Source organism: Micromonospora sp. NPDC005087, from assembly GCF_042872965.1.
In the GTDB taxonomy this organism is placed as follows: Bacteria; Actinomycetota; Actinomycetes; order Mycobacteriales; family Micromonosporaceae; genus Micromonospora.
In genome coordinates, this window is sequence record NZ_JBIALB010000031.1 from 9307 (window position 1) to 35295 (window position 25989).

The window sequence follows — 25989 nt, forward strand, 5'->3', positions numbered from 1 at the left end:
TCAAGCTGACCGTCATATCCTGAGCGCCGCCCCGGAGGCAGGTGCCCAATCCGCCTACTCATCCGCCAGGGTGAGATCTCGGGACCAAGCTGATCGCCTTTCCTGCGCGAAGAGGTGCTGCCTCCTGCATCGTCGCGTCGTAGCCCTTCACTTCCTGTTCACTACCACCAGTTCGTCCCGCGCCCGGGTCGCGGCCACGTAACGCAACGAACGGGCGCGTAGATCCGCATCAGCCCGTTCCGACGGATCCAACGACTCGAGGCGCGCCAGTTCGGCGGGTGACGGCTTGCCGATCGCGAGGACGACCTTGGAGAACTCCGTGCCCTTGGCGCGGTGCATGGTCAGGACTGGTACGCGTTCGGCGGGGGGCCGGTCACGATCGACGGCGCGGGCGTCGATGCCCTTTTCGGTCAGGGCAGTGACGACGCGGTCGCGGTGGAACCTGTCCTGGACCAGGACGGCGACGGTCTCGAGGGCGTCTCCATCGTCCAGCCAGGCACTGACGTAGCGGACGATGGCCTCGAGCCCCCCGGTGAGGGAGTCGACGGACTCGACGGTGGGGGCGGGGCCCGTCCGGGCGGAGCGGTAGCCGGTGCCCTCGTGTTCCTCCTCGAGGTCGACGTATTCGCCACCGTCGAGGATGGTCATCGCGTAGTGCAGGTTCTGGGCGGTGGTGCGGTAGTTGAGGGTGAGGCGCTGGGAGCGGCCGACGATGGCGACGCCGTACCGGCCGAGGACGGCGCGTGCGCCGTAGATCCGCTGGTGGGAGTCCTCGGCGATGAAAAGGTCATCGGGGTGCTCCTGCACGAGAGCGCGCAGGAGCTGCCAGTGGGTGGGCGAGAGGTCCTGACCCTCGTCCACCAGCACGTGATCGGCGGGTCGGACGGTTTGCCTACCGAGGTGAGCGGCTGCGACGGCGGCGGCCTCAGTGAAGTCCAGGCTGCCGTCGATGCGGCTCTGCGCACGGTACGCGGCGATCAGTGCCCACATCGCGGAGCGTTTTGCACGGTCGAGGGCGACGCCGCGTCCGGGGCGGCGTACTCGCAGGTAGGCGGCCTCGTCGTGGACCCTGTTGGGCAGCACGACGTGGGCGTACTCGGTGGCGAGGAACGTCTCGTTGGCGAGTTCGTGCGGCAGGGTGGTGCCGGTCGACTCGACGGTCTCCCGCCACCTCGTACCTGCGGTGCGGGCCAGGGGCGCGGAGCGCTCCTCGCCGAGGACGTCACGCATCGCGCTGGCGAGGCCGCTGCCGGCGCTACGCAGCACGGCGGCGGCGAGGGCGTCGACGCCGGTCACATAGACCCCCGGCTGGCCGAGCGCCTTGGCTTGGGACACGCGCGGGTCGAGCTGGGTGAGCCCGTCGCCGAGGGCCTCGGCGAGGTTGGTGGTGAACGTGGTCAGCACGATCCGCGCGTTGGGATCGCGACGGGCGAGCGCGCGGGCGCGGTGGACGAGCACGACGGTCTTGCCCGTGCCTGCCCCGCCGGAGAGGCGGAAGGGGCCGTTGTAGCTGCGGTCGACGTAGCGGCGCTGCTCGGGGTGCAGGAAGATCCGCCACGCGCCGAAGTCGCCTTCCTCAATGACGCGGCGGAGCTCGTCCTGGTCGTCGATGAAGGCGTATTGCAGTGCAGCAGCCGGCCGCTTGAGGGACTGCAGGACGTCCGCGTCCGTGTCGCCGGACGGGTCGGTCTTCTCGAGCTGCATGCGGGCGACGATCGCCTCGACGGTGTCGCCGGCAGCCAGGTCGACGAGGATCGTGCCGACCCAGCCTTCGTGTCGTTGGGCGAGGTCGAGCACGGCGTCCTCGTCAGTGGCAACCATGGCGTGGTCAACGACGTCATCCGGCAGGCCAAGGGTGTCGACAATGTCCATGCGGTTGTGCCCGAGACGCACGAACAGCGGTTTCGTGGACGGCTCCACTGCCGGGGACGGGGCGATTGGCAGGATCACGGTCGACGGAGCGATCTCCTCGATCTGCGGCAGGCCGTTGATGGGGTTGACTTTCAGCTGTACGCGTTGGGCGACGGCGATCGCGTCGTCGTGCGGCCAAATGCCGTGGATGACGTAGTGGGTCTCGCCGCCGCCGTCGAGGCGGAACATGACCGCTCGCCAGAATTCGTCGACGCGCCCAGTGCGTACCCGGGGGTCGGCGCAGTCGTTGATCGGTTCGACGTGCAGGCCGGGCGTGGTGTCGTCGTTGCCGAGCTTTTGCAGGAACGCCATCGCCTTGCCACGGACGGAGCCGTCGATCTTGCTGGCGAGCTTGCCCATGATGATCGTTGGCATCAGCGCTCTCCGGTGGTGTGAGGGGTGGAGCTGTCCACGGCGGCGGTGACGAGGTCGGGCGATGCATCGACGACCCGCCAACCTGCGGCGGCGAGGTCCTCGCGGTCCTGGCGCGGCATGTGCGGGAACGCGACCGCGACCCGCAAGTCCGGCCAGGACAGGTCGAGCGGGATGCCGTCCGGGCCCTCGGCACCGACCACGGGCGGGGCGAGCCCGTCGTGGGCGGCGAGGGCCGTGACGAGCTTCCGCTCGGCGCCCGGGGCGGCGGCGTCGTACACGTCGGCCCACGCACCGAGGGGCCGGCCGTGCCCAGAGGTTTCGTCGACAGCGACGGCGCTCGGCGGTCCGACCAAGCTGGTCGTCGTCACGGCCGTCGGCCAGTCGCGCAGAGCGAAGGCGTTCGACAGGCGCAACCAGGCCCGCCAGGCGTCAGCGTGGGCGTCATTGAGGACCTCGTCACGATCGTCGAGGACGGCCGCGACCTGCACGACCATGGCAGAAAGCATCTCGACGGCCACGGCGAGTGCCCCGGTCCGGTACAGGTGAACGCGGCGGGTACCGGTCGGCAGGTGTAGGTCGAGCAGGGCCGCCCGACCCACCTCCTCCAGGCTCACCGTGTCGGCAATCTGGACAAGCTGCGCCTTGGTCGACAGGAACATCGGTACGGCCCGGGCGACGGCCTGGATGGCCTGGGGGCTCGGGTTCGAGACCCACGCGACGAGCCAGTTGACGGGCCCCCTGCCAAGAGACTTGTACGCCTCCGGCGGCGCCTGGAACTGCGGGAGGTTCATCAGGCTGCCCGCTAGGTCCGGGTTATACCAAGGCGGGGGCGTGCCGATGCCATCCTCGTCGGCGGTGACGTCGTGGATGGTGACACCGAGGACGACGAGACCGGCGTCGCGCAGGTTCGTCCGCTTGGCTGCGTCGTCCGCGAGCCGGTTGACGCCGGCGGTGGCATGGTAGGCCCGCCCGTCGGTGAAGATCGCGACGGCGGGGACGTTCATGTCGTTGGTCTCGAGCAGGAAGTCGGGGCGGGAGTCTCCCACGTTTGCCTGCGGGGTCAGCGTCCACTGCCGGTGCGCCCCAGGCAGGGTGAAGCGCACAGCGTTGCCGCTCGGGCCCGGTACCTCGGTGACGGCGGCGCCGCTCCGGCGCAGGCGGCCGACGAACAGCCGGTGGAAGGCTCGTTCCAGGTGCGACTCGGGCTCCTCGTGAGGTGGCACCTCGGTCACGGTCCAGGTCGTCCCTTCGGCGGTTTCGGCCTCGGGGGGCAGCCCGAGGAGGGCCCGCAGGTGCCGGTCGGCTGACGCCCGCGAGACCCGTCGAATGGCGCCGGGAGCGGTGAACGGTAGCAGGCACCGGTGGCAGGCGAGGCGTTCCTCGTGGCGGCACTCGCAGTCACGGACCCGATTCCACGCGAGGACGAGCAGCTCGCGCAAGCGCTCGGGGGTGGCAGTCTCGCCGAGGTAGCCAGTGCCGCCGGGTACGGCGTCGTGCAGCAGGATCGCGTCGTGGTTGTCCGTGCCGTCGGACAGCGTCGGATCGACAACGTGCTCGACGCGGATGTGATCGGGGTGGCCGCCCATTTGCTCGCGTAGGCCGAGCAGCAGGGCGGCGGAGAGACTGGGCACGGCGAAGTCGTCCCCGAGGCTCACCGCGCGGGGCAGCCGGATCACTAGACCCTGGGTACGCAGTGCCCGGGACAGCGCGACGGTGCTCGTCACTTCGGTGGCAGAGGTCCGGTGCGGACACCACGGCCGGTGCTCGTGGGGCCGGTTGCGTCCCGTTTCGGTGTCCTTCTTGCCGCAGCCGGAGCAGACGCGGAACAGCGTGCCCTGGCGTTCGGTGCCGGCGATGGTGCGTGTCGCGCCGTGCCCCGACGGACCCATGTTGATCCAGCGCAGGTCGACCATGCGCAGGTAGGTGCATCCGAGGCCGGTGCCCTCGACGAACCAGCGACGGGCGACGTGGGCGGGGTCGACGTCGGCGGTGGCGACAATCTGGAATGCCACATGGCCGCGTTCGTCCTTGCGATCGGAGATCGCCACCTCGTCGCGGCGTACCTCGGCGGAGACGCGGGTCAGTTCCACGACGTCGAGGCGTTGGCCGGTGTCGGCGATGCCGGTGCTGCCGCAGCGCGGACAGGACGTAACGGGAAGTTCGCGGCCGGACTCCACGACGTCGACTGCGTAACCGCACGTGGGGCAAAAGGCCCACGTGCGGATGGATGCGCCGTCCAGGCCCAGGTCGACCGCGTCGACCCCGATCTCCCAACCACGGGCGTAGAACGTCGCTCCGGGCGCGAACTCGCGCAGGGCCTGCGCGGAGCCGCGCTCGAACCGCGCGCTGCCGTACTCGTACGCCCCGGTGTCTGGGTCGGTCCAGGACAGGCCGACATCGAGGGTCACGGTGTCGTCGAGGAGGGTGTAGTTGGGCAGCAGGCCGTACTCCTCCAGGACGCTGATCCAGTACGTGCTGCGCAGATGGGCGAGCTGGCTGGCGGTGAGCTTGCGGGTTGCCTCCGCAGAACGCAGTGCCTGCCGGTCGTCGTCGGTCACGGCCGGTGATGCGACGCGCGATTCGAGCTCGGGAAGGAGGGCGACGATCTTCGTCTGCCGCTGCTTAAGCGTCTCGACGGTGTCCTGCCACCGGCGGCTCGCCGCGTGCACGTGGGCGGCGAAGCCGCTGGTCCGCGGCCCGGCGGTGGGTCGCAGCCAGTCGTACAGCCCGGCCACGACCTCGGTGGGCAGGCCGTCGAAGGTGGCGACGAACTGGGGCAGGTGCTCGTCGGCGCCTTGCTCGGCGTGGATCACCAGATCCCCGAGGAACGTGCCTGGTGCGCTGGAAGCGATGGCGCCGACCGCGTTCCTCGGGTGGCGGTGCGCGGTGTCTCGGGCGAAGCCGTCCACGAGGTACGCGGTGTACTGCCGGCGCAGGATCTCCTCCGCGGCCAGGTACGTCGCTGGAGGCCGCACCTCGCCGTCGACCACCGACAGGGGGTCGCCGAGCTTGGGCAGGTGCTCGCCGCGTCCGGTGACGAAGGCGAGGTTGAGAGCGTTGCCGGTGAGGCGCCCGGCGCGGCCGACGCGTTGCAGGTACGACGCGACGGTGCGCGGCAGCGATGCGAGGAACACCGCCGACAGGTCGCCGATGTCGATGCCCATCTCCAGGGTGGGCGTGGCGACGAGGACGTTGGGCGCCTGGGGGCTGGTGGCCGCCTCGCGGAACCCGTCCTCGTACTTGAGGCGCGTCTCGTCGTCGAGGAGGCTGGTGTGCTCGCGGGCGACGACCCGGCGCATGTCGGGAGAGGCGTACAGGCGTCGGTAGAAGTTGTCGGTCAGCGCTTCGGGCTGGAGGTGGCCGCGGCAGCGTACGTGCAGGCAGGGCGCGCCGGTGAGCTGCTCGACGACCGTCGTCGTGCCCGGTGTGGTGGCCCGGCAGGTATCGCAGACGAGCAGGTGACGGTTCGCGGCGAGGTCGGCCTCCTCGGTCGGAACGACGACGATCCCGGAGGCGGGGATCGCGTACACCGTCGCACCGGACTCGCTGGTCGTCGTCGTGAGCACGCCGTCGCGGGCGAGCCGATCGAACAGCAGCCGTGCGAGGCGGCCGCCGTCGAGCGGGGAGACGTCGAGCACTCGCGAGGTCCAGCGGGCGTACCACGACTGCGGAGAGGCGACCGGGTCTAGGCCGCCGTCGCGGGACGTCTCGGTCGAGCCGCCCACCTTCGGGTACGCGGGCGCGGGCCGGTCCCGCGGGAACGGGGGCATGCCCTCGCCGCGGGGCCGCCCGCCCCAGATCGACCAGCGGCGGCCGTCCTCAAGCCGGTACCGATCGAACCACGGGTGGTCGATCGCGCCCTGGGCGCGCAGCCGGTCCAGGAGGCCGCGCACCCACTGCACGAGCGCCGCTTCGTCGGGGCCCGCCGACCCGAGCGTGGCCTGCCAAGACGTGCCCTTGAGGGCTGCGCGGGCCATCCCGATCATGCGCTCGCGCAGGCCCGCCTCGACCTCGACGGCCACCGAGCCGGTGAGTTCGAGGGTGCGGCCGATACGCGAGTTGAGCCCGAACTCCAGCGCCGCGTCGAGTGCCAGCCGCTTGCGCACCCGCGAACGAACCGAGGAGGGGACTGACCGCAGGGTCTTCGCGTGCCAGAACTCCATGAAGGATTCCCGGTCGGCGCAGTCGGGGGCGAGGATGCGGTACCGCGCGAACCGGTCGTCGCCCGCCTGCCGTATCACCTCGTCGACGAGCGCGTCGAGGGTGAGCGCGCCCTCCGCCACGGCGTCACGCAGCGCGGACCGCAGGGTCAACGTGTGCGACCGCGCCTGCACGAACCCCGCGCGGTGCGCGGCGTCCTGCACCGAGTCGGTGAAGACCAGGGCCTTCTTCTCGCGGGCGTCGAGCGTCGGCGACCCGAACAGTGTCGACAGCGACACCGACAGCAGCGTGGCGACCGCGCTGCCGAGGAACCGGATGCCGTCCTCCTGCCCGCACGACGGGCAGGTGTCCTTGCGGCTCTGCTCGTCGGCGTCGGCGCCGACGTTGGTGAGGACCGGCAGGATCCAGCCGTCGCGCAGGTCCGGGTCGTCCTCGGTCACGTCGGCGAGCAGTTCCCGGTTGCGAACCGAGAACCACATGAGCCCTTCGACGCGCTCGCCCTCAAGGCGCGTCGCGGCCTCGGCGGGCGCGTAGAGCAGCGGCCGGAACCGGCCCTCCTTGGCTGCGTGGTCGCGGCGAATCCCGTCGTCGTCCGCGGCGAGGCTGTTGCCGACGGGGGCGAGTCCGATGCCCCAGCCGGAGCGGCCGCAGTGGCGGCAGAAGATCGCCGGGAAAGAAGGACCCACGTCCTCGGCGTCGGCGCCGGCGATCGGCGGGCCGTCGTCGCCCCATCGGAACCGCGTGGTCGCGGCGGCGGCACGGTCGATGCGGGTCAGCTCGCGGACCCACAGGTGGACGTCCACCGAAAGCGCCCCGCGCCCGGCGACGGCACGCACGTGGCCGAGCATCGCCAGGACGTGCGACAGCAGCGTCTCCGCGCGTGCGTCACCGGCAAGTCTCGTGTTGCCTAGGACGCGGCCCGCGACTGTGTCGAGTGCGACCGCGTGCTCCGCCTCGCGCGCGAGGTCCCGGACGAGCGGGTGCGCGCGGCACAGCGCCGACAGCAGCTCCGGCTGCGCGCCGACGAACCGATCGGCGTTGACCCCGTACAGCAGGCCGAGGACCGTGTGGCCGACCTGCTCGCCCGTCTGGTCGTGGCCCAGCGCCGCGACCGTCTCGACCGCGGCCGTCACGTCGAATGCGTCGACCTCGACCGGCGTGAACCCGGACGCGGCGACGGTCTCCGCCGCTTCGACGGTCCACTCGTCGAGGCCGAGCCGGGTCTCGGTGACGACCGCGTCGGCGTCGAAGCGTTCTCCGAAGACCGTGCGGGCGAAGTCGAGCATCACCCTCGGGTCGCCCTTGTCGCCGAGCGTTGCCGACGTCGCCACCGGCGTGACAAGCCCCAGCGGTCGGGCCCGGGCCGCATCGTCGACCTGTGGGTCGTCGTCAGACCAGTGACTCCTGAGCGCTAGGCCGAGGCGGCGCAGCAGCATCGCCACGTCCGTGCCCTGCGCGCCGTCGTAGGTGTGGAACTCGTCGAGTACGAGGTAGCGCAGGCTCGTCGCCGACTGCCGCCACAGCTCCTGGTCCTCGGAACGCAACAGCAGCTGGTCGAGCATCTTGTAGTTGGTGAGCAGGATGTCCGGCGCCGTGTCTCGGATGATGCCCCGGTCGGTGATCAGCCCGTCGGGGGTAACCGTGGTGCGTGTCGCGGCGGTCTGTCCGGTGTAAAGGGCGGCCGTCACGTCCGCCAGTGCGGCGTGCGTCGTGAGCAGCTTCGTCAGTCGCGCGGCCTGGTCGTTGGCGAGCGCGTTCATCGGGTACAGGATCAGCGCCTTCGTGCCCGTCACACCCTCTCGGCGGGCGCGTAGCACGTGGTTGAGGATCGGATACAGGAACGCCTCGGTCTTGCCCGAGCCCGTGCCCGTCGTGACCAGCGTCGGCAACGGTCGGCGCGGCATCCCGCCCACCGACGAGGAGAGGCGGGCGAACGCGGCCGCCTGGTGGCCGTAGGGCGGAAAACCCTCGTACCAGTCCAACGACTCCCGCCAGCCCTCGTCGGCGGGGCGGAACGGTAACCGCAGGCGCACGTACGGGCCCTTGAACATGCCGGATGCCGAATCCGACAGGAACCGGTCCAGCCCGTCGCGGGCGTCCCCGTCGGTCAGCCCAAACGTGGTCGTCAGGTAGTCGACGAGGCTGTGACTAACGCGGCTAGCTTGGAGCGTGGGAAGTAGTTCGCTCACGAACGCTCCTTGAGCAGCCGCTCGAAATGGGCGTATGCCTGCCGCATGTCCGTCTCCCGGTCCAACGTTACGAACGGAAGCTCGTAGGTGTAGATGTTGCCCGCCTGGTTGGTTGCGGTGCACTCCTGCTGCGTGATCCGGTCACCCTTCTTGCGCCACACACTCAACACCGAATTGGGTACGAGCCGTCCGTTGATGTCGTAGAAGTAGACGTTGCGGTCGTAACCGTAGAGGACGGCGAACTGCGTGCGGTAGATCGTGCACAGCTCGTCAGCGGTCAGCCCGAGCATGAGCGCGACTAGTGCGTCGATCTCCACGAGGGCCTGGCGGCGGTCAGCGGCGATGTGGAGCGGGGTAATTCCATTCCAGTCCGGGCCAACGCTGCCGAGGGGCAGGCGACGGACGTGTTCGAAGCCGCCTGCCCAGCTGTCTTCACGGAAGGAGGAGGAGAGGCAGTCACGCCAGAGGTCGGCATAGGCGGAGGTGACGCAGTTCAGCCTCAAGGCGCGCACGACGAGCGAACTGACAAGCGGATGATGAATGTTGATGGGAAGGTTGCCGATGGTCCCGTAGAGGATCTCCGACTTTGGCGCACTGCGGACGAAGAAATCGAGTACAAGTGACGACGTGAACGCGCTGATAGCCATGAGCTTCGTCGGGTCGCCGTCGCGAGTGGCCATCGTGTGAACCGGGTTCACGTGGGCGCTCCCGGGTGGCACGACCGCGGTGATTAACGTCCGTTCACCCGTGTTGGCGGCCATACGGCGCCAGGCGATGCGGTAGAAGTCGCGCGCCGAACGCTGCTCGTCGTCTCCCCAGTGCGTGTAGTCACGGTCGTACCGGCGCCTGTCGCCCGCAGGCTTGTAAGCGGTGACCGGGACGGCGTCGAGCGGAAGCGCTTCGAAGTCCGTCGCTGACCAGTCCTGCTGGTGCAGCATCGTCTTGTTGGGCGTCTTGTACATGGGCGTTGCCACGAACAGATGCGGACCTTGAAGGATCACGTCTTTCCATGATGCGGGCACCCCCCAGCCCGACTCGAAATAGCCCTTCCTACGGTCGATGCTCTCATCCCAGCCACGAGAGAAATGAAGTCCTACTTCACTGATTCGTTGGGTATGTGACAGCTTGTCGAGGACGGTCGCAGTTGAGCGGTTAACGGCGTAAACCATGCGAGACCGGTTTACGGGCACGTCGGGCGACTCGAGGATCGCGTGCCAGGTTGCCAACGTTTCGTCGGTCACGGCGGTGATGCGGTTGCGATGCGGGCGTAGGTCCCAGTCGCCGTTCGGGTCCTTTAGGCCCGGCTCCGGCCCGGAGCCGTCATGATCGAGCGATCGAGTTGCAGTATCGGGATGGTAGAGCGATGTGGCCAATACGAACGTCGGTTTGGGTAGCGCTCGACCGTAGACGTTGACCCCATAGGCCTTCTGATCTTGGATCTCAAATAGCTTAAGCTCATTGATGAAGACCCAGTGCCGCCTCAACCTCTTGTAGGTTTCTTCTCGGAGGAGTCCCGCCTTCTCGTCAGTCAAGTGAGACTCGAGGTGAATAAGCCCGGTCGTCCCGCGATCGGATTCGTTGCGCCAGGTCTGCTCCATGAAGCACCGGTAGAGGTCGGGCTGGAGTCCTTGCAGATGCGGGTACTGTGCCATCGACCCAACGAACTCGGCCATGCAGGCGACATCTGTGGTGCCGTCGAGGACGAGCTCCCGGATGCCGTGCAGGGCGAGGGTCGCCTCGCGCCGAGCTGCGAGCTGTACCTGTGTCGGTTTGACGGCGAGCTGCCACCACGGATCGCCCTCTGCCAGCAACGCATTCACGTCCGACCTGGGCCGGACCCACGGCGGGTTACCTACCTGCAGGTCGAACCCACCCCGCGCGAACACTGTCACGAAGTCCAGGTTCCAGTGGAAGAACCCCTGCTGTTCCGCAACCCGTTCGCAGACCACCAGCCACGGGTGCTCCCGCAGTACGTCGGCCACGGGCTTCGTGTTGGCGAAGCCGAGTTCGAGCTGCTCGGCTTGGTTGAGCTCCTCCCAGGCCGCCCCGGCGGAGAGGGTCTCGCGGGGCAGAGAGGTCTTGCGCAGTTCGGGACTGCGACCCAGCAGCGCCTGCAACCCGGCGATCCACTGCGCCATCGTCGGCGGCTGCACCCGTACCCCATCGACGGTGGTGACCTCGTCGGTGAGCGGCCAGAACCACAGGGCCGTCCAGGCGTCCATGACCCTGCCTAGCCGCCGGTACGCGCCGTCCGCGTCGGCGAGCGCAACCTCGATCTGCTCACGCTGCACAACACCGCCGATCGGCAGCTCGCCGGCCTCCCAGACGGGGATGGCGCGGCGGATCTGCTCCTCAGCGATGCGCAGCCGCCGGTAGGCGATCTGCCACAGCACCTCGACCCGGTGCGCCAACTCGACGAGCGCGTTGACGTGCTGCTGCGTCGGCTTCGACTTCACACTGCTGCGCCACGCCTTGAGGCGCTTCGCCGCATGGGGTGCGAGGGCGGCGGCCTCCTTGGCGTCGGCGGCGGCGCCCCACCCTTCAGCGGGCAGCAAGAAGTGGTGGATTCCGTCGGCGGCGACTTGTCCGGCGGCGATGTCCTCCACCAGCGACGTCAGCGGCACGTCGCGCGGCACCGCGCCCATCCACGACTTGTCGCTGACCTGGTTGCGCCGGTACACCGCCCGGCGGGCGCCGACGAGGGAGTTACCGCGCCGCAGGTGCAAGCCGAACCACGGGGCCGACAGGCCTTCCACCATGGTGTCGAGCCACAGAGAGATCTCGGCCAGCTCGACGGCCGTCGCGTTGAGGTCCACGCCGTACACGTTGTGCAGCGCCAGGTGGGCCTTGACCTCCTGGAGGCGGCGTGGGTACTCGTCGGGGTCGATTCGGATGGCCAGCTCGGCCTGGCGACGCTTGAGGTACTGCTCGGCGAGCTGCCGGACCGCCTCGATGGCGAACGCGCCCGAGCCGAGCGCGGGCTCGCAGACGGTCAGCTCGAGGATCTCGGCGGCGGTCGTGGTGTGGCCGTCCTGGTCGAGTAGCTCCTCAAGGGCCTGACCGACGGTGAAGCGGGTCAGCACCTCGGGGGTGTAGTACGAGGCCGACTGCTGACGCTCTCGCCCCGCGAGGCGGAATACGAACGACCCCTGTCGATGCAACACCGGCTGCAGCTCGCCGGTCACCGAGTCAACGCTCTTCACGAAGTCGGCGGCGGCGATCCCTTCTGCCCGATCGTCGGGGACGACCCACGAACCCTTCGACGCGTCGCCGTTCTTGGCGACCTCGTACAGGTCCGTCTCTGCGAAGAAGCCGGTGTACGACATGAGGCCCTCGTAGACCGCACCGAGCTGGTTGATGCCCAGCTCCGCGTACGAGATGAAGCCTCTGTCCTTCCCCCGCGACTCCTTACTGAGCAGCAGGTGAGCAAGCACCTGCTGCACCGCGGCGTTACCCAGACCCACGGCGTCGATGTGCGCGGTCGCCTCCGGGCGGAACAGGTCGGCGCGCAGCGCGTTGAACGTCAACCCCTGCCCGAACGCCGACCCCTGCCCGAACGCCGACCCCTGCTCCTCGCTGTCGTCTTCCACGGTATTGGGGGCATGGCCTCGGTCGACGAGCCGGAACAGCACGCCGAGCGACTCGTACAGGTGGGTGCCGCTGCGGGCCCGTGGCGTAGCCAGCTCCACCTGTACCAGTTCGCGCAGCCGGTCGAGGCTGTACCCCTGGTCGTATTCTGGGGCGCCGACGGGCAGCACGCCCAGCTCGGGCGATGCCTCGGCGTACAGCAGGAACAGGATGCGGTAGAGGAACCGCAGCGACTGCTTCGCCAGCGGCTGGGCCTCACTGGCGGGCAGCGGGTCGCGTCCCTGGTCGCGGCGACGCCGGACGACCTCGTTGGCGATGATCTCGATGGAAAGGCGGACACCCTCGCGCAGGTCCTTTGAGACGCCGACCGTGTGCTTGACCGAGGCATCGAGGATCCGGTGCCACCACAGCTTCCCGTCCGCGTCGGGAGCGATCGACTGGGCGGAGAGGCAGGTCAGGACCCGGTCGATCTCCCCACCCTTCTTGGTGTCGTTGCGCTCGCAGACGAGCTGCACGTCGACCGCGAGGTAGCGGCCCTCCGCCCAGCGCTCCCGCTCGGCCAGCAGCGCCCAACGCCCGGCGAGCACGAGGACGAGGTCCGGGGCGTCGTCGTCGACGAACAGAGCCGACACCAGCCGGGCGGCCGACTTCAGCTCCTCGGCGTCCTCGTTGAGCTGCACCGGTTCGCGCAGCGTCAGTGCGTCGCGGCTCAGCAGATCCTCGACGGCGGCCGCCGGCCGGGCGAACAGGAGGACCAGCGGCGCCTGGTCGGTGACGCCCGGCGACGACACCCGCACCAGCGGGCCCCGCCGGTCGAGGACGAGGCCATGACCCGTGATCTCGAGTACGTCGAGCAGGCGCTCGTGCACCTCGGCGGCTAGGTCGTCGGGCATACGCCCGTCGCGCGTGTCAACGCTGGCCGTGCGCCCGTCGCCCAGCTCGGCGTCGGCCGCCGGGTCGAGGAGCTCGGCCAGCGTGGTCAGGGCCGTCTCCAGCCCTTGCCGGGCCTCGATGAACCGGGACCGCGGCGTCTTCCGTCCCTCCTTGGCCTGGACGTCCCACTCGTCACGGCGCTTCTTGACCTCGGAGTTGAACGTCTCGCCCTTTTCGCCGGTGGTGAAGTAGTGCTCCGAGATCCAGCCCTCGCCGACGATGATCGCGTCAGACCCGCTCACCGGTTGCCACCCTCCGTGTCGGGCACGACCACCAGAAGCGGCCGTACGAGCTGCCGGTCGGGCGCCATCGTCTGCACCAGCTTCCGCTCCTGGTCGACGCTCGTCCTCCGTTGCTTGACCTCGCTGCGCTGGATGAGCGCCTCCGCCTCCTCGTCCCAGTGCTCCAGACGTCGGGACCACTGTTCGACCCGGTCCGCCACGTCCTGCTCTGCTGCCTCGAAGACGGTGAGAAGGTGCTTCTCGGCTGCATGGACCGCAGGCGCCACGAGTCGCTGCAGCGCGTTGACCTCCGCGACGGGCCCGTGGTTGTTTCGTACGGCGTCCCAGCCGAGCTCACGCAGCGCCGCTCGCGCCGAGTCGTGTGGGGTGACCAGCGCGAACGACGGGTCGTTCGGCGCGGGGAAGCCCGCAGTCAGCCAGGCGGTCGAGACGACCTGGCCGCGCCGGTTTGTCAGCGTCCCGAGCAGAAGCACCGTTGGCACGGTGACGGCGCCGCGAACGGCGAACACTTCGTTGCGGCCGAGGGAAGCCAGCGCCCGGTCCGCTGCCCAGTCGAGGACCGGATGCAGCGGACTGAGGTAGTGCGCGTCCGGCCACGAGGAGGCCTTGTCGTCGCTCAGCGCCGCCGCGAGCCGGTCCTTGCCGCGCGCCAGGGTGGTGGCGAGCACGAGCCTTTCGGTGACCTTCCGGTCGGCGAGGTACGACTGGGGCAGCACCTCGAGACGTTGCACGAGATCGGGCGGCGGTGTGAGCTCGACCGTGCCGAACGCCGCGTTGCGCCGCCATCCGACGCCGCCGCGCGCCGGTGGTGCCGTCGGGTCGATGAACGCCTCCCCAAGGGCGTCCTCCAGGTACGAGACGTCGTCGTCGTACAGGCCCGAGTTGAGGTCGGTGCCCTGCTTCGCCGGATCCTTGGTCGGCTCGGCAGCCGGCTCGGTCGGCGCGTCGAAGAGTTGGGCGAACAGCGCCGCCAGGTCGTTGCCCGCAGCTACGGCGGTGACCGGGCGGACGACGTCGTCGAGCTTCTTGTCGCCGGCGAGGACGGCGCGAATCTCGTCTTCCTCGCCCTTGACGTCGTAGCGGCCCATCAGGGACGCGACGTCTCCGAGCGCGGTGTGCGCCTCGTCCTCCTTCTCCACCAGCTTCGCGAGGATCCGTACGTCCCCGGCGAACCGCTCGCTCGACGGGTCGAGTAGCAGCGCCGTCAACCGCGGTGGATGCTTCTGCCCGTACCGGTCGATGCGGCCGTTGCGCTGCTCGATGCGGATGAGGCTCCACGGGATGTCGTAGTGGACCAGTTCGTGGCACTGCGCGTGCAGGTTAACGCCCTCGGAGGCCACGTCACCGGTGACGAGAACACGTACCGGTGCCCGCTCCTGCTTGAAGTCCTCCACGAGGTCCTGCTGCTGCTCGTCGCTGAGGGAACCATCCATCATCTTCACGGCATCGGCGGGCAGGCCGAGGTCATTCGGCAGGTTGTCGTGCAGCCATTGCAGGGTCTTCAGCCGCTCTGCGAACACCACGACCCGGGCTGGCGAGCTGCGGCCGACGCCGATCTCCTTCAGGTGCTCGACGAGCCGGGTGTACTTTGCCGACGGCCGCCGCAACGTCTCCTCGTTGAGTGCGGCCAGCCGTTCGAGTGCCTTCCGCTCGACGTCTGCCCGGTCGTCCTGCCCGAGTCGCCCCAGCCGGCCCTTGATCGTCTCCTTGAGCGCGGCGGGCGACGACAGGAATGCCTTCGCGAGCGTCCATGGGAACAGCGACGCGTTCGGCCCAGAGTAGGGGCTGCCGCTTCGGCCGGGCCACAGCCACGTCTCCTCGAGCTCGCGGGCGACGGCGTCCTCGGCAGGGGTGGCGGGCACGAGCACGTTGTTCGGCTCCTGCCGCTCCGCCCAGTCGGCGCCGACCACCTGCGCGACCTCCGGGCTGTGCCGGTGCCGGCGTACGACCAGCCGCCGCACCTCATGTGGGTCGAGCGTGCCACTAGGGGGCACGGCCGACGGGTCCAACAGCCGGATCAGCTCCGCAAACGAATCGGCTCGGCCGTTGTGCGGGGTCGCCGAGGCGAGGATCAGTGCCTCGGTGTTGCGCGCCAGCAGTCGCGCTAGCCGGTTGTTGAGCGTCGCGCTGTTGGAGAGGTTGTGTGACTCGTCAATGACGACGGCGTCCCAGCGCTGCTTGCGTAGGCTCGCGACGTACCGGTCGGACTTGAGTGTGTCGATGGAGATGATGGCGCGCTTGTAGTACGTGAACGGGTTGCGCGTCGCGGGCAGCTTTTGGCGCACCCGCTGGATTCCTGCCGAGTCCAGCCGTACGAAAGGCAGCGCGAAACGCGTCCACAGCTCGAGCTGCATTTGCTCCAGCACGTGCCGCGGCGTCACCACGAGGATGCGCTCGCCGCGTCCACGACGCACCAGCTCCGAGAGGATCATGCCGATTTCGAGGGTCTTGCCGAGGCCTACCGCGTCGGCGAGCAAGATCCGCGGTCGCAGGTTCTCCGGATCCAGCGCCTTGCTTACCGCCGACTGCTGGTAGCTCAGCGCGTCGGCGAGCCCGCGGGTCGCCACCGACAGCGAGCGCTCCCCGAGGGGTACTGCCGTCTTGCGGAACGTCGATTCCAGCCACAGCCGCGTCGTGCGATACCGCGGACTGCTGTCGGCCACCACCCGGGCTTGCGCTGGCTCGAGTGGCGTGACCCTGTCGAGCTGCTCGTAGAACGACGCCCTCGTGTCGCGGACCAGCTCACTCAGGCCCTGGGCGTGCACCAGGGTGCCGTCGGCCGTCTCCTCGGTCGCGCAGACGAGCCACTCTTCGTCGCGGACCACGACGACCGATCCCGGCGCGAACGCCCCACGGACGTCGGGCTTGGTTGCCGTCACAGGCGCATTCTCCGTCTTCGAAGCGTTACTACAGGTTATGTTGCTACCCGGCCGTAGCCTAGCTCTGGATGATCTTCCGCGAGTTCCTCGGTTAGGTTGGAGCCATGGACCGAAAGGCCACCCTGCCAGCTCCGCTCGACGCCCAGACGTCGGCCCGGTTGCGGCGGATGCCTCGGAGTTCCACCAAGCCCGAGCTGGCACTGCGCCGTGAGCTGCACCGCCGTGGACTACGGTTTCGGGTCAACCATCCGGTGCTGCCCGGCCGCCCGGACGTGGCGTTTACCCGGGCGAAGCTGGCTGTCTTCGTCGACGGCTGCTTCTGGCACCGCTGCCCGGAACACGGCACCCTCCCCCGTAACAACCGTGACTGGTGGCAGCAGAAGCTCGACCGCAACGTCGCCCGCGACCGCACCAAGGACGCTGCCCTGGCCGACTTGGGTTGGACCGTGTTGCACGTCTGGGAGCATGAGGCCACCGACGCCGCCACCGACCGGGTCGAAGCCGAGTGGCGGCGGCGGGTGCCTTCCGCTACGCGCTGACCGGCGTACGTAGGTAGCCGCCCTTGCCGAACAGCACCTTACGGTCCAAGAACCGGTTGAAGAATCGGCACGACGGCTCGCCCAGGTGTACGCAGGCGCTGCACGCTCCGCTGCCCCGGCTACAGCCCGGATCCAGCGGACAGCGGTGCTCCGCGTCGACGAACGCGTTCAGCAGGTCATCGAGGTTCGACTCGAAGACCGCCTGCATGCCGCCGAGGACGAAATCGCCGCGGGCGGCGGCGTACACGAAGAACCCCAGGTGCCCCGGCACGAGGTACTCGCTCAGCGCGTCCCGCTCGATGCCACAGAACACGGCGGCCTGCCGGATGAACCTGTGCGCGTACGTGTGCAGCAGCTTGAGCACGTCGGTGCCCACCGACTCCACCGACGGGTCGTCGCGCTTGGACGGCACCACCGCCGACTGCAGGATGGCGACCCGGGCCGCGACCGGATCGCCGTCCCCGGACGTCCACCCCGGCAGCCGGTGACCCCGCCCCATCAGCCACGTCGCGACCCGCACCGGATCCAGGCGGACCAGGAACGCCTCCGTCTCGGCCAGGTTGCCGTACAGCCGGTAGCCGCCCTTCTTTCGTCGGAACGGCACCAGCCGGCACTTCGTCGGGTCGTCGTCACCGCGGGTGTAGCCGTACATCGCGTTCAGCACCGGGAACCGGTCGACTAGGTCCAGGCCGTCGATCCCTGCGCGGGCGAGCGCCGCCGGGTAGCTGTTCCGGTAGCGCACCCCCAGCGCGTCGCCCGGAGTGGCGCCACGCAGCGCCGTCGTCGGCGTCCTGCTCTCCGCGAGCGCCATCGCGACATCGACCGCCTCCCGCTCGGCCTCCTTCCGCCGCTCCGCCGACAGTCCGTCGATCGGGTGGTCCCCGGTCTTCGCGAGCTGCCCGCCCTGCTCGGCCATGTCCGCCATCGTCTCGGCGAACGTGGGGTCCATGCCGTCGGCGATCAACTTCGCGAGGAACTCCTCCTTCGTCTGCTTCGCCGTCACGTCCGCGGGTTGCGCGGCTGTCAGGCCCTCGACCACCCAGACCAGTGCCTTGCGGGCGCCGCCGGCGAGCTTGAGGCCCTCGCGGTGCTCCGGCCGCGGCGGGTTGATCAGCACCATGCCCCGCGGCGTGTACACCGCGCGGGCCTTGTGCACGTTCCACCGCACGGAGCCGTTGCCGCACGCACACGGCTTGTTGAAGCCCAACCCCTGCATCGTCTGGGTGTCACAGACGGGGCAGACGAAGGTGATGTCCGCGGCCTTGGCGCTCTTGGGGGTGACGACCTTCACGTCGTCGTGCGTTGCGCACCGCCGGATCCACGGCTCGGTGATCGCGCCGCAGTCGTGGACGCCGACGAAGTGCAGCTGGCCCCACTTGTGCTGCCCGCACTTGCACGGCCGATCGAGGGACTTTCCGATGCGCTTGCACACCTTGCACAGCCACACCTGGGGGTAGCGCTCGACCGTAACCCCCCGCCGCTCATCGAGTTCGACGACCTCGACGGGGGTGTTGCGCAGCAGGTCCTCGCCCATGCCGCCGTCGGTGTCGTGGGCGATCCACGCACCCACCTCACGCAGCAGGTGCCTGCGCACGAGATCGGTGTCGACCTGAATGGCGCTTGGTGCCGACCACTCGGCGACACGGTAGACGTCGCCCCGCAGGTCGACCGTCTGGTCGGGCAGGAACGTACGCAGGATCTGGCTGCCGCTACGGGACCCGAGGACCGTCATGTCGTCCGCCTGTCAGTCGTGGATGGGTGCGCTGGCCTCGACGTCGCGGAGGCTCATCATCGGGGAACGGGGGCCGAGTTCGCTGACGAACGTGGCCTTGATGGTGGGGTCCTCGAGGTCGGCGAACCATGCCTGCACCCACTCGGCGATCTGCGCGCGGTGCACCGAGTCCTCAGCTCCATCCAGACCGAGCACCGTCGCGACGGCTGCCGCCTCAGCTGCGGGGGTCATGCCGGAGCTGCGGGCGTAGTCACGCAGCTTCGCCGGTGTGCTCAACCGCTGCCGGCTCGCCGGTTCGCGGATCATCAACGTCCGGGCGCCGACGACCCCAGCGATCGTGAGGTCCAGGACGCGGCGGCTGCGGCGCGTGATCGGGATCGGGTCGACGAACCGATCGCCCTGTCGCACGTACTGCTCGAAGTGCCGAAACGTCTGTGCGTCCCGTTCCCGGCCAATCTTGTGCAGCACGTACACCAGACCGGGGAACTTACGCCCTACCCGGGCCGTGGTCTGGATGAACTCCGCCGTCGTCAGCGGCAGGCCCAGCATCACCATCGTGTTGAGCCGGTTCACGTCGACGCCATGGGAGAGCATCGAGCTGGCGGCGACGACGTGGATGCGCTCGGCGAAGTCGTCCTCCGGGTCCTCCAGCCGCTCGAGGATCGCGCGGACCTCGTCGAAGTCGGTCTGGCCGGTGAGCTGCTCGACGTTGATGCCTTCGACGGTGTTGTTGCTGCCGAGGCTCCGCCCCGCGGCCTCCACGTCGTAGAGCGTCGTCCCGTAGACCACGTCGGTGCCGTACAGGCTGACCAGCATGTCCACGTGCTTCGGGTTGACGCCGGCCTCCGCGCACACCGCCGCCGGGTCGTCCTTCAGCTCCCGCACGCAGCGCTGCAACGCGTCGAGGGTGCGGTCGCTGACGTGCTCCAACGTCACGCCGCGGGGCGCGACGGCCACGAACCGACGCAGCGGCTTGGTCGTCGGCGTCGTCCAGAACGACTCGCCCGCCCAGGGGCCCGGCTGCGGGAACACCCGCCCCTCCCGCTGGTAGAGCACGTCCACCTGCCGTTCGTACCCGGTCAGCGTCGCGCTGCTCGCCACGATCTTCGCCCGCGTGCCGCACAGCTCATGCTGCAGATGGTCGAGCAGGCTCTCGTAGTGGGAGTCGACCGCACCGAGGCTGTCGCGCAGCAGGTGCAGCTCGTCCTGCAGCCGCAACGACGGCCCGAACCGCTTCAGGTCCATCGGCAGCGGCTTGAGGACCTTCCCACCCTGGCAGTTCGGAACCAAGCAGCCGTTGGGCGTCTTCGACCGCTCAGCGTAGGTAAAGCCGTGCCAGGGCACGGGGCACAGCTTCTGTGGCGGACCGACGAGACCACGCATCGCCTGCTGCAGACCGATCGACGCAGCCTTGTCCAGGGTGCCGACCACCACCGTCGGCAGGAACCGGAACACCTCCTGGTCGACGACGTACATCGGCAGCGCCTGCCCCTTCATGGGACAGGTCGGGCTGGTGCAGCGATGTTCGAGCTTCCACCGCTCGCGGTCGAACCGCATCTGAAGGTTCTCGTCCCGGCAGAACGGGCAGTGCAGCAGCACCCGGTACTTGTCCGGCATCCCCGGGCTGTCTGGGGTGACGTCCTCGTCGTTCTCCGGCTTGGGCACGATCTTGTTGGGCGTGCCGGCTCGACCTACGAGAAAGCCGAGGCTGAACACACTTCCCCCGATGCCCTCGTCCCTGCGTACCAGTTCGGCGCCGGCGAGCGCGTCGGCGAACCGCTGGGTCTGCTGCAGGCTCAACAGCCGCAGCGGGAACCGAGACCACGCCGTCACACCCATGGTCTTGCCGGTTATCCGGTCGAAGAACGCCGCCGTCAACAACAGCCCGAGGTACGTCTCCGTCTTGCCGCCACCGGTGGCGAACCACACCGTGTCGACGTAGTTCGCCTCGTCGTCCGGCTCGACGAGGAACCGGATGGCCGACAGTAGGAAGCCGACCTGGAACGGCCGCCACGTGGTGTATCCACGTCCCTGAGCGCTGCGGGCGATCGCGTTGTTCATCAACTGGAACGAGCGCCGAATATCCGGGCGGGTCCGCAGCAGCTCGAGTCCGGTCCGGAGGCGGCCCAGTTCATCGAAGACGTCCGCCGCCGACCGATCCGCCTTGGCGCGCATCATCACCGTCCAGCCCTCGGCCGCCTGCCGCGCGTCCAGGACTGCCGGCGTCCAGTGCGCGTCGTCGTATGCGGCGAGCGCGTCCACCAGCGCGGTGAGATTGGGGAGCGGGTCGCTCGCCAGGGTCATGAACGACAGGTCTGGCTCGTCGTACGCGCCGTTCCAGTACGTCGGGCGGTAAGTCTGCACGTCCACACTGTCCGACGTGCGGAACATCCCCGGCCCGAGCACCTCGACGCCGACGTTGATTCCGTACACCGGCACGTCACGGTCGTAGCGGAAGCTGTCCGGCAGCGCCTCCAACTGGAACGGCACCGTCGGAAGACCCGAGACCTCGAGCTGCGTCTCGTACAGGTGCGAGTCGGTCAGTCCCGGCGCCTTCTCCGGACTGGTGTTGACCAACTGCACGACCAGCTCGGTCTCCCTGTGCCACTCCTCGACGTCGACCCGCACCTCGGCTGCCAGGCCCGGCGCACCCACCGCCGCAAACGCATCCTCCAGCTGTTTACCTCCGAAGGAGCCACCCCCCGCGTCGACCAGCACCGACACGACCTCCTCGACGAGATCGCTGCGCCACCAGCGCCGCTTAGGGTCCGGCCCGTCCTTCGGGTCCTTCACCCACGCCCGCGCCCGCACCTTCACCGTCATCGACCACGACGGCGCCTCCGCTGGCCGCAGCCGAATGCCGATGGCGCAAGGGTCCAGCCGCTCCGACCGCTCGTCGGCGGCACCCTTTCGGACCTCGTCCTCGCAGGCGATCCGGCCCAGCCAGAACGTCCCCGACGGCGCGACCTCCAACCGCGTCAGCCCGTCACCCCGGCCCGCCGCCACCACCCGACGGTCGAGCCAGGCGACGAACGCCTCGCACGCCTGCTCCTCCGACTGGACCCCCACGCCGCTCATGACGCCTTCCTCCCCACGGAAACGCCGGACCAGCCGGCCTTCTGGTTGTCGCCCAGGTACGACCACAGCTCAGCTGCCTCTCGGCTCTCCCGGAGCGTCGCGAGTGACTTGTTCTGGATCTGCCGGATGCGTTCGCGAGTGATGCCATGGTCGGCGGCGATGCTCTCCAACGTTTCCTCGTCACCTGTGCCAAGGCCATACCTGCGTTTCAGGACGCGAACAGCCCGCTCCGGCAGGAGTGCCCCGAGGAGGGTAGCCAGGTCCCTGTGGAACATCGCGTGGAGGACGATCTCCGCCGGGTCGGTTCGTCCATCGCGGTCCTCCTCGGAGACCAGGATGTCCGACAGGCGGAGGTCTCCCTCTTCGCCGAGAAGCACGTCGATACTGCGAATCGGTCGGTCAAGATCTAGTGCCCACTGCACCTTTCCTGGCTCCATGCCCGTGAACGCAGAGATCTCTGTCAGCGTGGGCTCCCTGTCGAGCCGCCCGGTGAGTTTTGAGACCGCTCGTTTGACCTTCACCACCTGCTCGTGGGCATGGATGGGGATCCGGATGAGTCTGCCGCGGTCGCCGATGCCGCGCTCGATCGCCTGCTTGATCCACCACGTCGCGTAGGTGGAGAACTTGAAGCCCTTCGATCCATCGAACTTGTCGGCCGCACGCATCAGGCCCAGGTTGCCGTCCTGGATCCGGTCGGCGAACTCGACGCCGCTGAACTGGTAGTGGGGAGCCTTAGCAATCGAGACCACAAGCCGCAAGTTCGCGCAAACCAACTCGGCGTGTGCACGGCGCCCAGCCTGGACCCGCGTTTGGAGGCTCCGCCGTGCGCTCCGCGCGAGCCCGTCCTCGCCCGCCGCGTCTAGCTCCTCCTGGGCGGCGACGCCCTGCGAGATCAAGGACCACAGCTCAACCTCCCGCGACCCATCGATCAGGGGGTATCGGGCGATAGTCCGCAGGTACTGGCCGACCGAGTCCTCCTGGAGCTCGTAGCCCTTGGGGGCGGCTCGCCTCGGCCGGAGGTCCGTGGAGTCGGGCAGGTCGACCCCCGCTTCCTCTAGGAGCTCCAACAGCTCGCCGTGCTCAGCGGGGGAAAGCTTCCGCTTCGTGGCCAGCAGCGCCACCTCGGCGCGGGTGAGCTGCCCTCCCGTACGGGACCAGTCGCCCAGGAGGTCGTCGAGCGACTGGCCCACGACGTCGTCGGCGGCCCGCGGTGCCGGAGACTCGGGCTCCTGCCCGAACATCCACGCGAGGTCGTCGCCCGGCGCGTCCGTCTCAGCATCCTCCGCCGTGCCGTACGGCACGGCGCGCGTCTCTGCCGCGCCGGCGGGAGCGAGCAGGGCGGCGACGAGCTCATCTGCGGTGGGATCGTCGTCGGCGGAGCCATCGGCGATCTGTATGGCCATGGGAGTAGTAGGAACGTCAGTGACGTCGCCCCGTGTCAGGGCAACCAGCAATGCGTCGACGTCGCGGTGGGTCAGGCGGTGGCGGACGACGAAGTCGGTCACGAGGGACTGGCTCAGACGTTCGCCGCGGCGGTCGAGGATCGTGCGCAGCTCGTCCACGAGGGCGCGCGTGATGCGCGTCGGCGTGCGTGTGGAGCGCTGCACCGACAGTCGTGCCAGCGTCGCCATGATCGCCGCCTCCTCCTCCTTGGTGGGAGGCCATCGTAGGGACTGAGTCCGACAGAAGTTCACTAATGGAACAAATGTTGTATAGCCTCATGCAAGTCGTCAATCGGCCGCCTTCCTGCCTCCCATGCCGTCTGGCGCTTCCCCTAAGGGTGGGTCCACAGGTCAAGCACTGTCGCAGGGGTGACGGTCCTGTCGGATCGTCGCAGGTAACCGGACACGCCTGCAGCCCCCGTTCGGTTCCATGATCAGGACAGTGAGCTGACGGGTCGGGGCCGGTGCGCCGAGATCGCGTGGCCGAGCGTCGGACGGCGTCGACGAGGGTTGATCCATTAGAGTTCCAGCATGGCCCCCCGACCCGTCACGATCTCTGCCGTTGATCTTTTCTGCGGCGTCGGCGGGCTCTCCCACGGGTTGCAGGACGCAGGTATCCACGTCGCCGCCGGCGTCGACCTCGACGGCACCTGCGACTATCCGTACCGCGCCAACGTCCGGGCGCCGTTCCACAGGCGCGACGTTCGCAACCTAGCGGTCGATGAGCTGGCCGCCATGTGGCCCGCCGGCGCCGTCCGCGTTCTCGCAGGATGTGCGCCCTGTCAGCCGTTTTCGTCGTACCGCCGAGGTGTCGACACTTCCCAGGAAGCCCAGTGGCCCCTGGTCGACGAGGTTCGCCGACTGGTCGAAGGCGCGCTCCCCGAGATCGTCACGATGGAGAACGTCCCTCGCATCGGGAGCACTCCCGTCTTTAGGGACTTCGTTGCGCGCCTCGGGACGCTCGGATACCGAGTGAACTTCGGGTCGTGCTACTGCCCCGCGTATGGGGTGCCGCAGCACCGTCGACGAATGGTCCTGGTCGCCTCACTACTAGGTGACATCACCGTGCCCAAGGGTGCGACCGCGCCCGCCGACTACGCCACCGTCCGCCAGGCCATCGGCGCACTGCCCCCGGTGGGCCATGGAGAGACCCATCCGGGCGATCGTCTCCACAAGAGCCGGACCTTGACCGAGATCAACCTCGAACGTATCAAGCGGTCCACACCTGGGGGTACCTGGGAGGAATGGCCCGAGGAGCTGAGGGCGCCCTGCCACCGCAAGGCGTCGGGTGCGACCTTCCGCAACGTGTACGCCCGCATGGTCTGGGACGACCCGTCCCCGACGATCACTACCCTGGCCTACAGCTTCGGCGCGGGCCGGTTCGGGCACCCCGAGCAGGATCGAGCCATGACCCTCCGAGAAGCCGCGAACCTGCAGAGCTTCCCCTCGGACTACGAGTTCGTGGCACCGGGCGAACCGGTGCAGTTTGCGCCACTCGGCCGGCTCATCGGCAACGCGGTACCGCCCCGGCTCGCTGCGGCGGTGGGAGAGGCAATTGTCGAGCACGTAAGAGCGGCCAAGGGCGCTGTGCGTAAGGTTCCGAGAGGTCGGAGCGTGCCTGCCGCGCGCTGAGATGCATTGCGCCGATGCTTCGCGCGGTGGTCTACAGAACAACCGAGCCATGGCGTTCAATGTTCACGGGCCATGTCAAGGGTCTGCCAGCGCGGTAGGCGTGCGACCGCCGGCCGCAGGGACAGCAGTCACTGTGGACGCCGGCTTACGCCATCATGGGCGCCCTTTGCGAACGGGCGTGAGCATGTCAACGAGCGCGTCGGAGGGCGCCTCAGTTCACCCCGCACGACGAGGCCAACCGCCTCGTCGTCGAGGACCCGGTCGCGTTCTGCTCGCCGTCGTCTTCGACCAGGCCATCCCCTCCGATCGCGCTTGGCGGCCATACGACCTCAAGCTTCGTCTGGGACATCTGGGTCCGGGCGGATGGCCGCAGAGCCCGGGCGGGTCCGGGGCGCCGTGGCACAGGCGCTGGCGCTGCACCGCTACGTGAGAAGCCTCCCCGGCTGGCTAGTGGAAACCGCTCCCAAGGTTCTTTAGGAGTACGCCGGTCAGGCCGCTCGATCTGAGCTGGTCGGGCCCAGGGCCGCCGAACTCGCGCGCGCTTCCGCCGATTCCCTGGCATCGGGCAGACGAAGGCCGCCATGGCAGTGGAGAATCTCGCCCGCGACCTGGGGGTGCCGATCGCCGACCTGTCCGGCAGTGACATCGCCTGCGACGTACACGTGCGTCGGGTGTTCCTGCGGACGCACCTTGCCGAGTACGCCGACCTGGACCACATCGTGGATGTGGGCCGACGTCTGCACCCTCGGTGACCGGGCGAACTCGATTACCCCGCCTGGCTGGTCGGGCGGCAATGGTGTGGCGCCGGAGGTCCTGACTGGGGGGCCTGCGTAAAGCGTGAAGTCTGGTCACGGGACGTGGGCCAAGCGGCCGCCGTTCGAGGTAGCTGAGCGGAGCAGCCAAGAGCGCGGAGGCGCTCTCGCGCAACCTTCCGGATTATCTGCCGGCTCGATCGGCGACGAAGACGCCGCGGCCGGGTGCGCCGACGACGATGCTGCGGTCGCGCAGGAGGGCTATCGCCCGAGCCGCCGTCGAGAAGGAGACGGAGTAAAGGTCGGCGAGCTGTGAGTACGAAGGCAACTTGGCTCCGGGTTCGTACTCGCCGGCCTTGATCCTTGCCGCGATGTCGGCGGCGATGTCGGTATAGCTGAGCGGGATCGGGGACACGTAGATCCTTTCGGGCTGGCACCTAATACTCCAGCCGGGGATCGTGATCATGGTTCGATGAGGGCTTGTCGGGTGTAGTGGCTGGCCTTGGCGCGGGCTTGGTGGCGGCGTCGACGGATGG

Annotated in this window: 11 protein-coding genes; 3 read left to right on the forward strand and 8 right to left on the reverse strand. The window is 68.9% G+C overall.

Annotated features, from left to right (window positions below):
- Positions 1-147: 147 nt before the first annotated feature.
- Genes ACFYPS_RS34000 through ACFYPS_RS34015 form a run of 4 tightly spaced genes read right to left on the reverse strand, consistent with a single transcriptional unit; the run spans position 148 to position 16278 of the window.
- Positions 148-2286 carry a UvrD-helicase domain-containing protein gene (locus ACFYPS_RS34000; protein WP_387330218.1) on the reverse strand — a complete coding sequence of 713 codons (2139 nt, stop codon included), beginning with the start codon at positions 2284-2286 and terminating at the stop codon, positions 148-150.
- Positions 2286-8636, reverse strand: coding sequence for a DEAD/DEAH box helicase (locus tag ACFYPS_RS34005; RefSeq protein WP_387330221.1), 6351 nt, complete (start codon positions 8634-8636; stop codon positions 2286-2288). The genes ACFYPS_RS34000 and ACFYPS_RS34005 overlap by 1 nt, the downstream gene beginning before the upstream one ends.
- Entirely contained in the window at positions 8633-13399 is a 4767-nt protein-coding gene (locus ACFYPS_RS34010) for a class I SAM-dependent DNA methyltransferase (RefSeq protein WP_387330224.1), read from the reverse strand. Before ACFYPS_RS34010 ends, ACFYPS_RS34005 begins: the two co-directional genes overlap by 4 nt.
- On the reverse strand, positions 13396-16278 hold the full coding sequence (locus ACFYPS_RS34015) for a helicase-related protein (protein ID WP_387330227.1): 2883 nt from the start codon (positions 16276-16278) through the stop codon (positions 13396-13398). The genes ACFYPS_RS34010 and ACFYPS_RS34015 overlap by 4 nt, the downstream gene beginning before the upstream one ends.
- Before the next feature lie 104 nt (positions 16279-16382).
- Between ACFYPS_RS34015 and ACFYPS_RS34020 the strand changes: the two genes are divergently transcribed.
- Positions 16383-16817 carry a very short patch repair endonuclease gene (locus ACFYPS_RS34020; protein WP_387330230.1) on the forward strand — a complete coding sequence of 145 codons (435 nt, stop codon included), beginning with the start codon at positions 16383-16385 and terminating at the stop codon, positions 16815-16817.
- On the opposite strand, the gene ACFYPS_RS34025 is transcribed toward ACFYPS_RS34020, so the two are convergent.
- From ACFYPS_RS34025 to ACFYPS_RS34035, 3 genes are read right to left on the reverse strand one after another with little or no spacing between them, the layout of a single operon-like run.
- Positions 16807-18549 (reverse strand): hypothetical protein, encoded by a 1743-nt coding sequence (locus tag ACFYPS_RS34025; RefSeq protein ID WP_387330232.1) that lies wholly within the window; start codon positions 18547-18549, stop codon positions 16807-16809. The two genes, ACFYPS_RS34020 and ACFYPS_RS34025, sit on opposite strands and share 11 nt — an antisense overlap.
- A gap of 12 nt (positions 18550-18561) precedes the next feature.
- Positions 18562-21627 (reverse strand): helicase-related protein, encoded by a 3066-nt coding sequence (locus ACFYPS_RS34030; protein WP_387330235.1) that lies wholly within the window; start codon positions 21625-21627, stop codon positions 18562-18564.
- On the reverse strand, positions 21624-23258 hold the full coding sequence (locus ACFYPS_RS34035) for an RNA polymerase sigma factor RpoD/SigA (protein WP_387330238.1): 1635 nt from the start codon (positions 23256-23258) through the stop codon (positions 21624-21626). The genes ACFYPS_RS34030 and ACFYPS_RS34035 overlap by 4 nt, the downstream gene beginning before the upstream one ends.
- Positions 23259-23600: 342 nt before the next feature.
- Here ACFYPS_RS34035 and ACFYPS_RS34040 point away from each other — a divergent pair, with 342 nt between their 5' ends.
- On the forward strand, positions 23601-24701 hold the full coding sequence (locus ACFYPS_RS34040) for a DNA cytosine methyltransferase (RefSeq protein WP_387330241.1): 1101 nt from the start codon (positions 23601-23603) through the stop codon (positions 24699-24701).
- A gap of 581 nt (positions 24702-25282) precedes the next feature.
- Positions 25283-25453: a hypothetical protein gene (locus ACFYPS_RS34045; RefSeq protein ID WP_387330244.1), complete on the forward strand. Its 171-nt coding sequence runs from the start codon at positions 25283-25285 to the stop codon at positions 25451-25453.
- A 184-nt stretch (positions 25454-25637) separates the two neighbouring features.
- On the opposite strand, the gene ACFYPS_RS34050 is transcribed toward ACFYPS_RS34045, so the two are convergent.
- The gene (locus ACFYPS_RS34050) at positions 25638-25868 is read right to left on the reverse strand and encodes a winged helix-turn-helix domain-containing protein (RefSeq protein WP_387330250.1); all 231 of its coding nucleotides are present in this window, start codon (positions 25866-25868) and stop codon (positions 25638-25640) included.
- Positions 25869-25989: the final 121 nt, after the last annotated feature.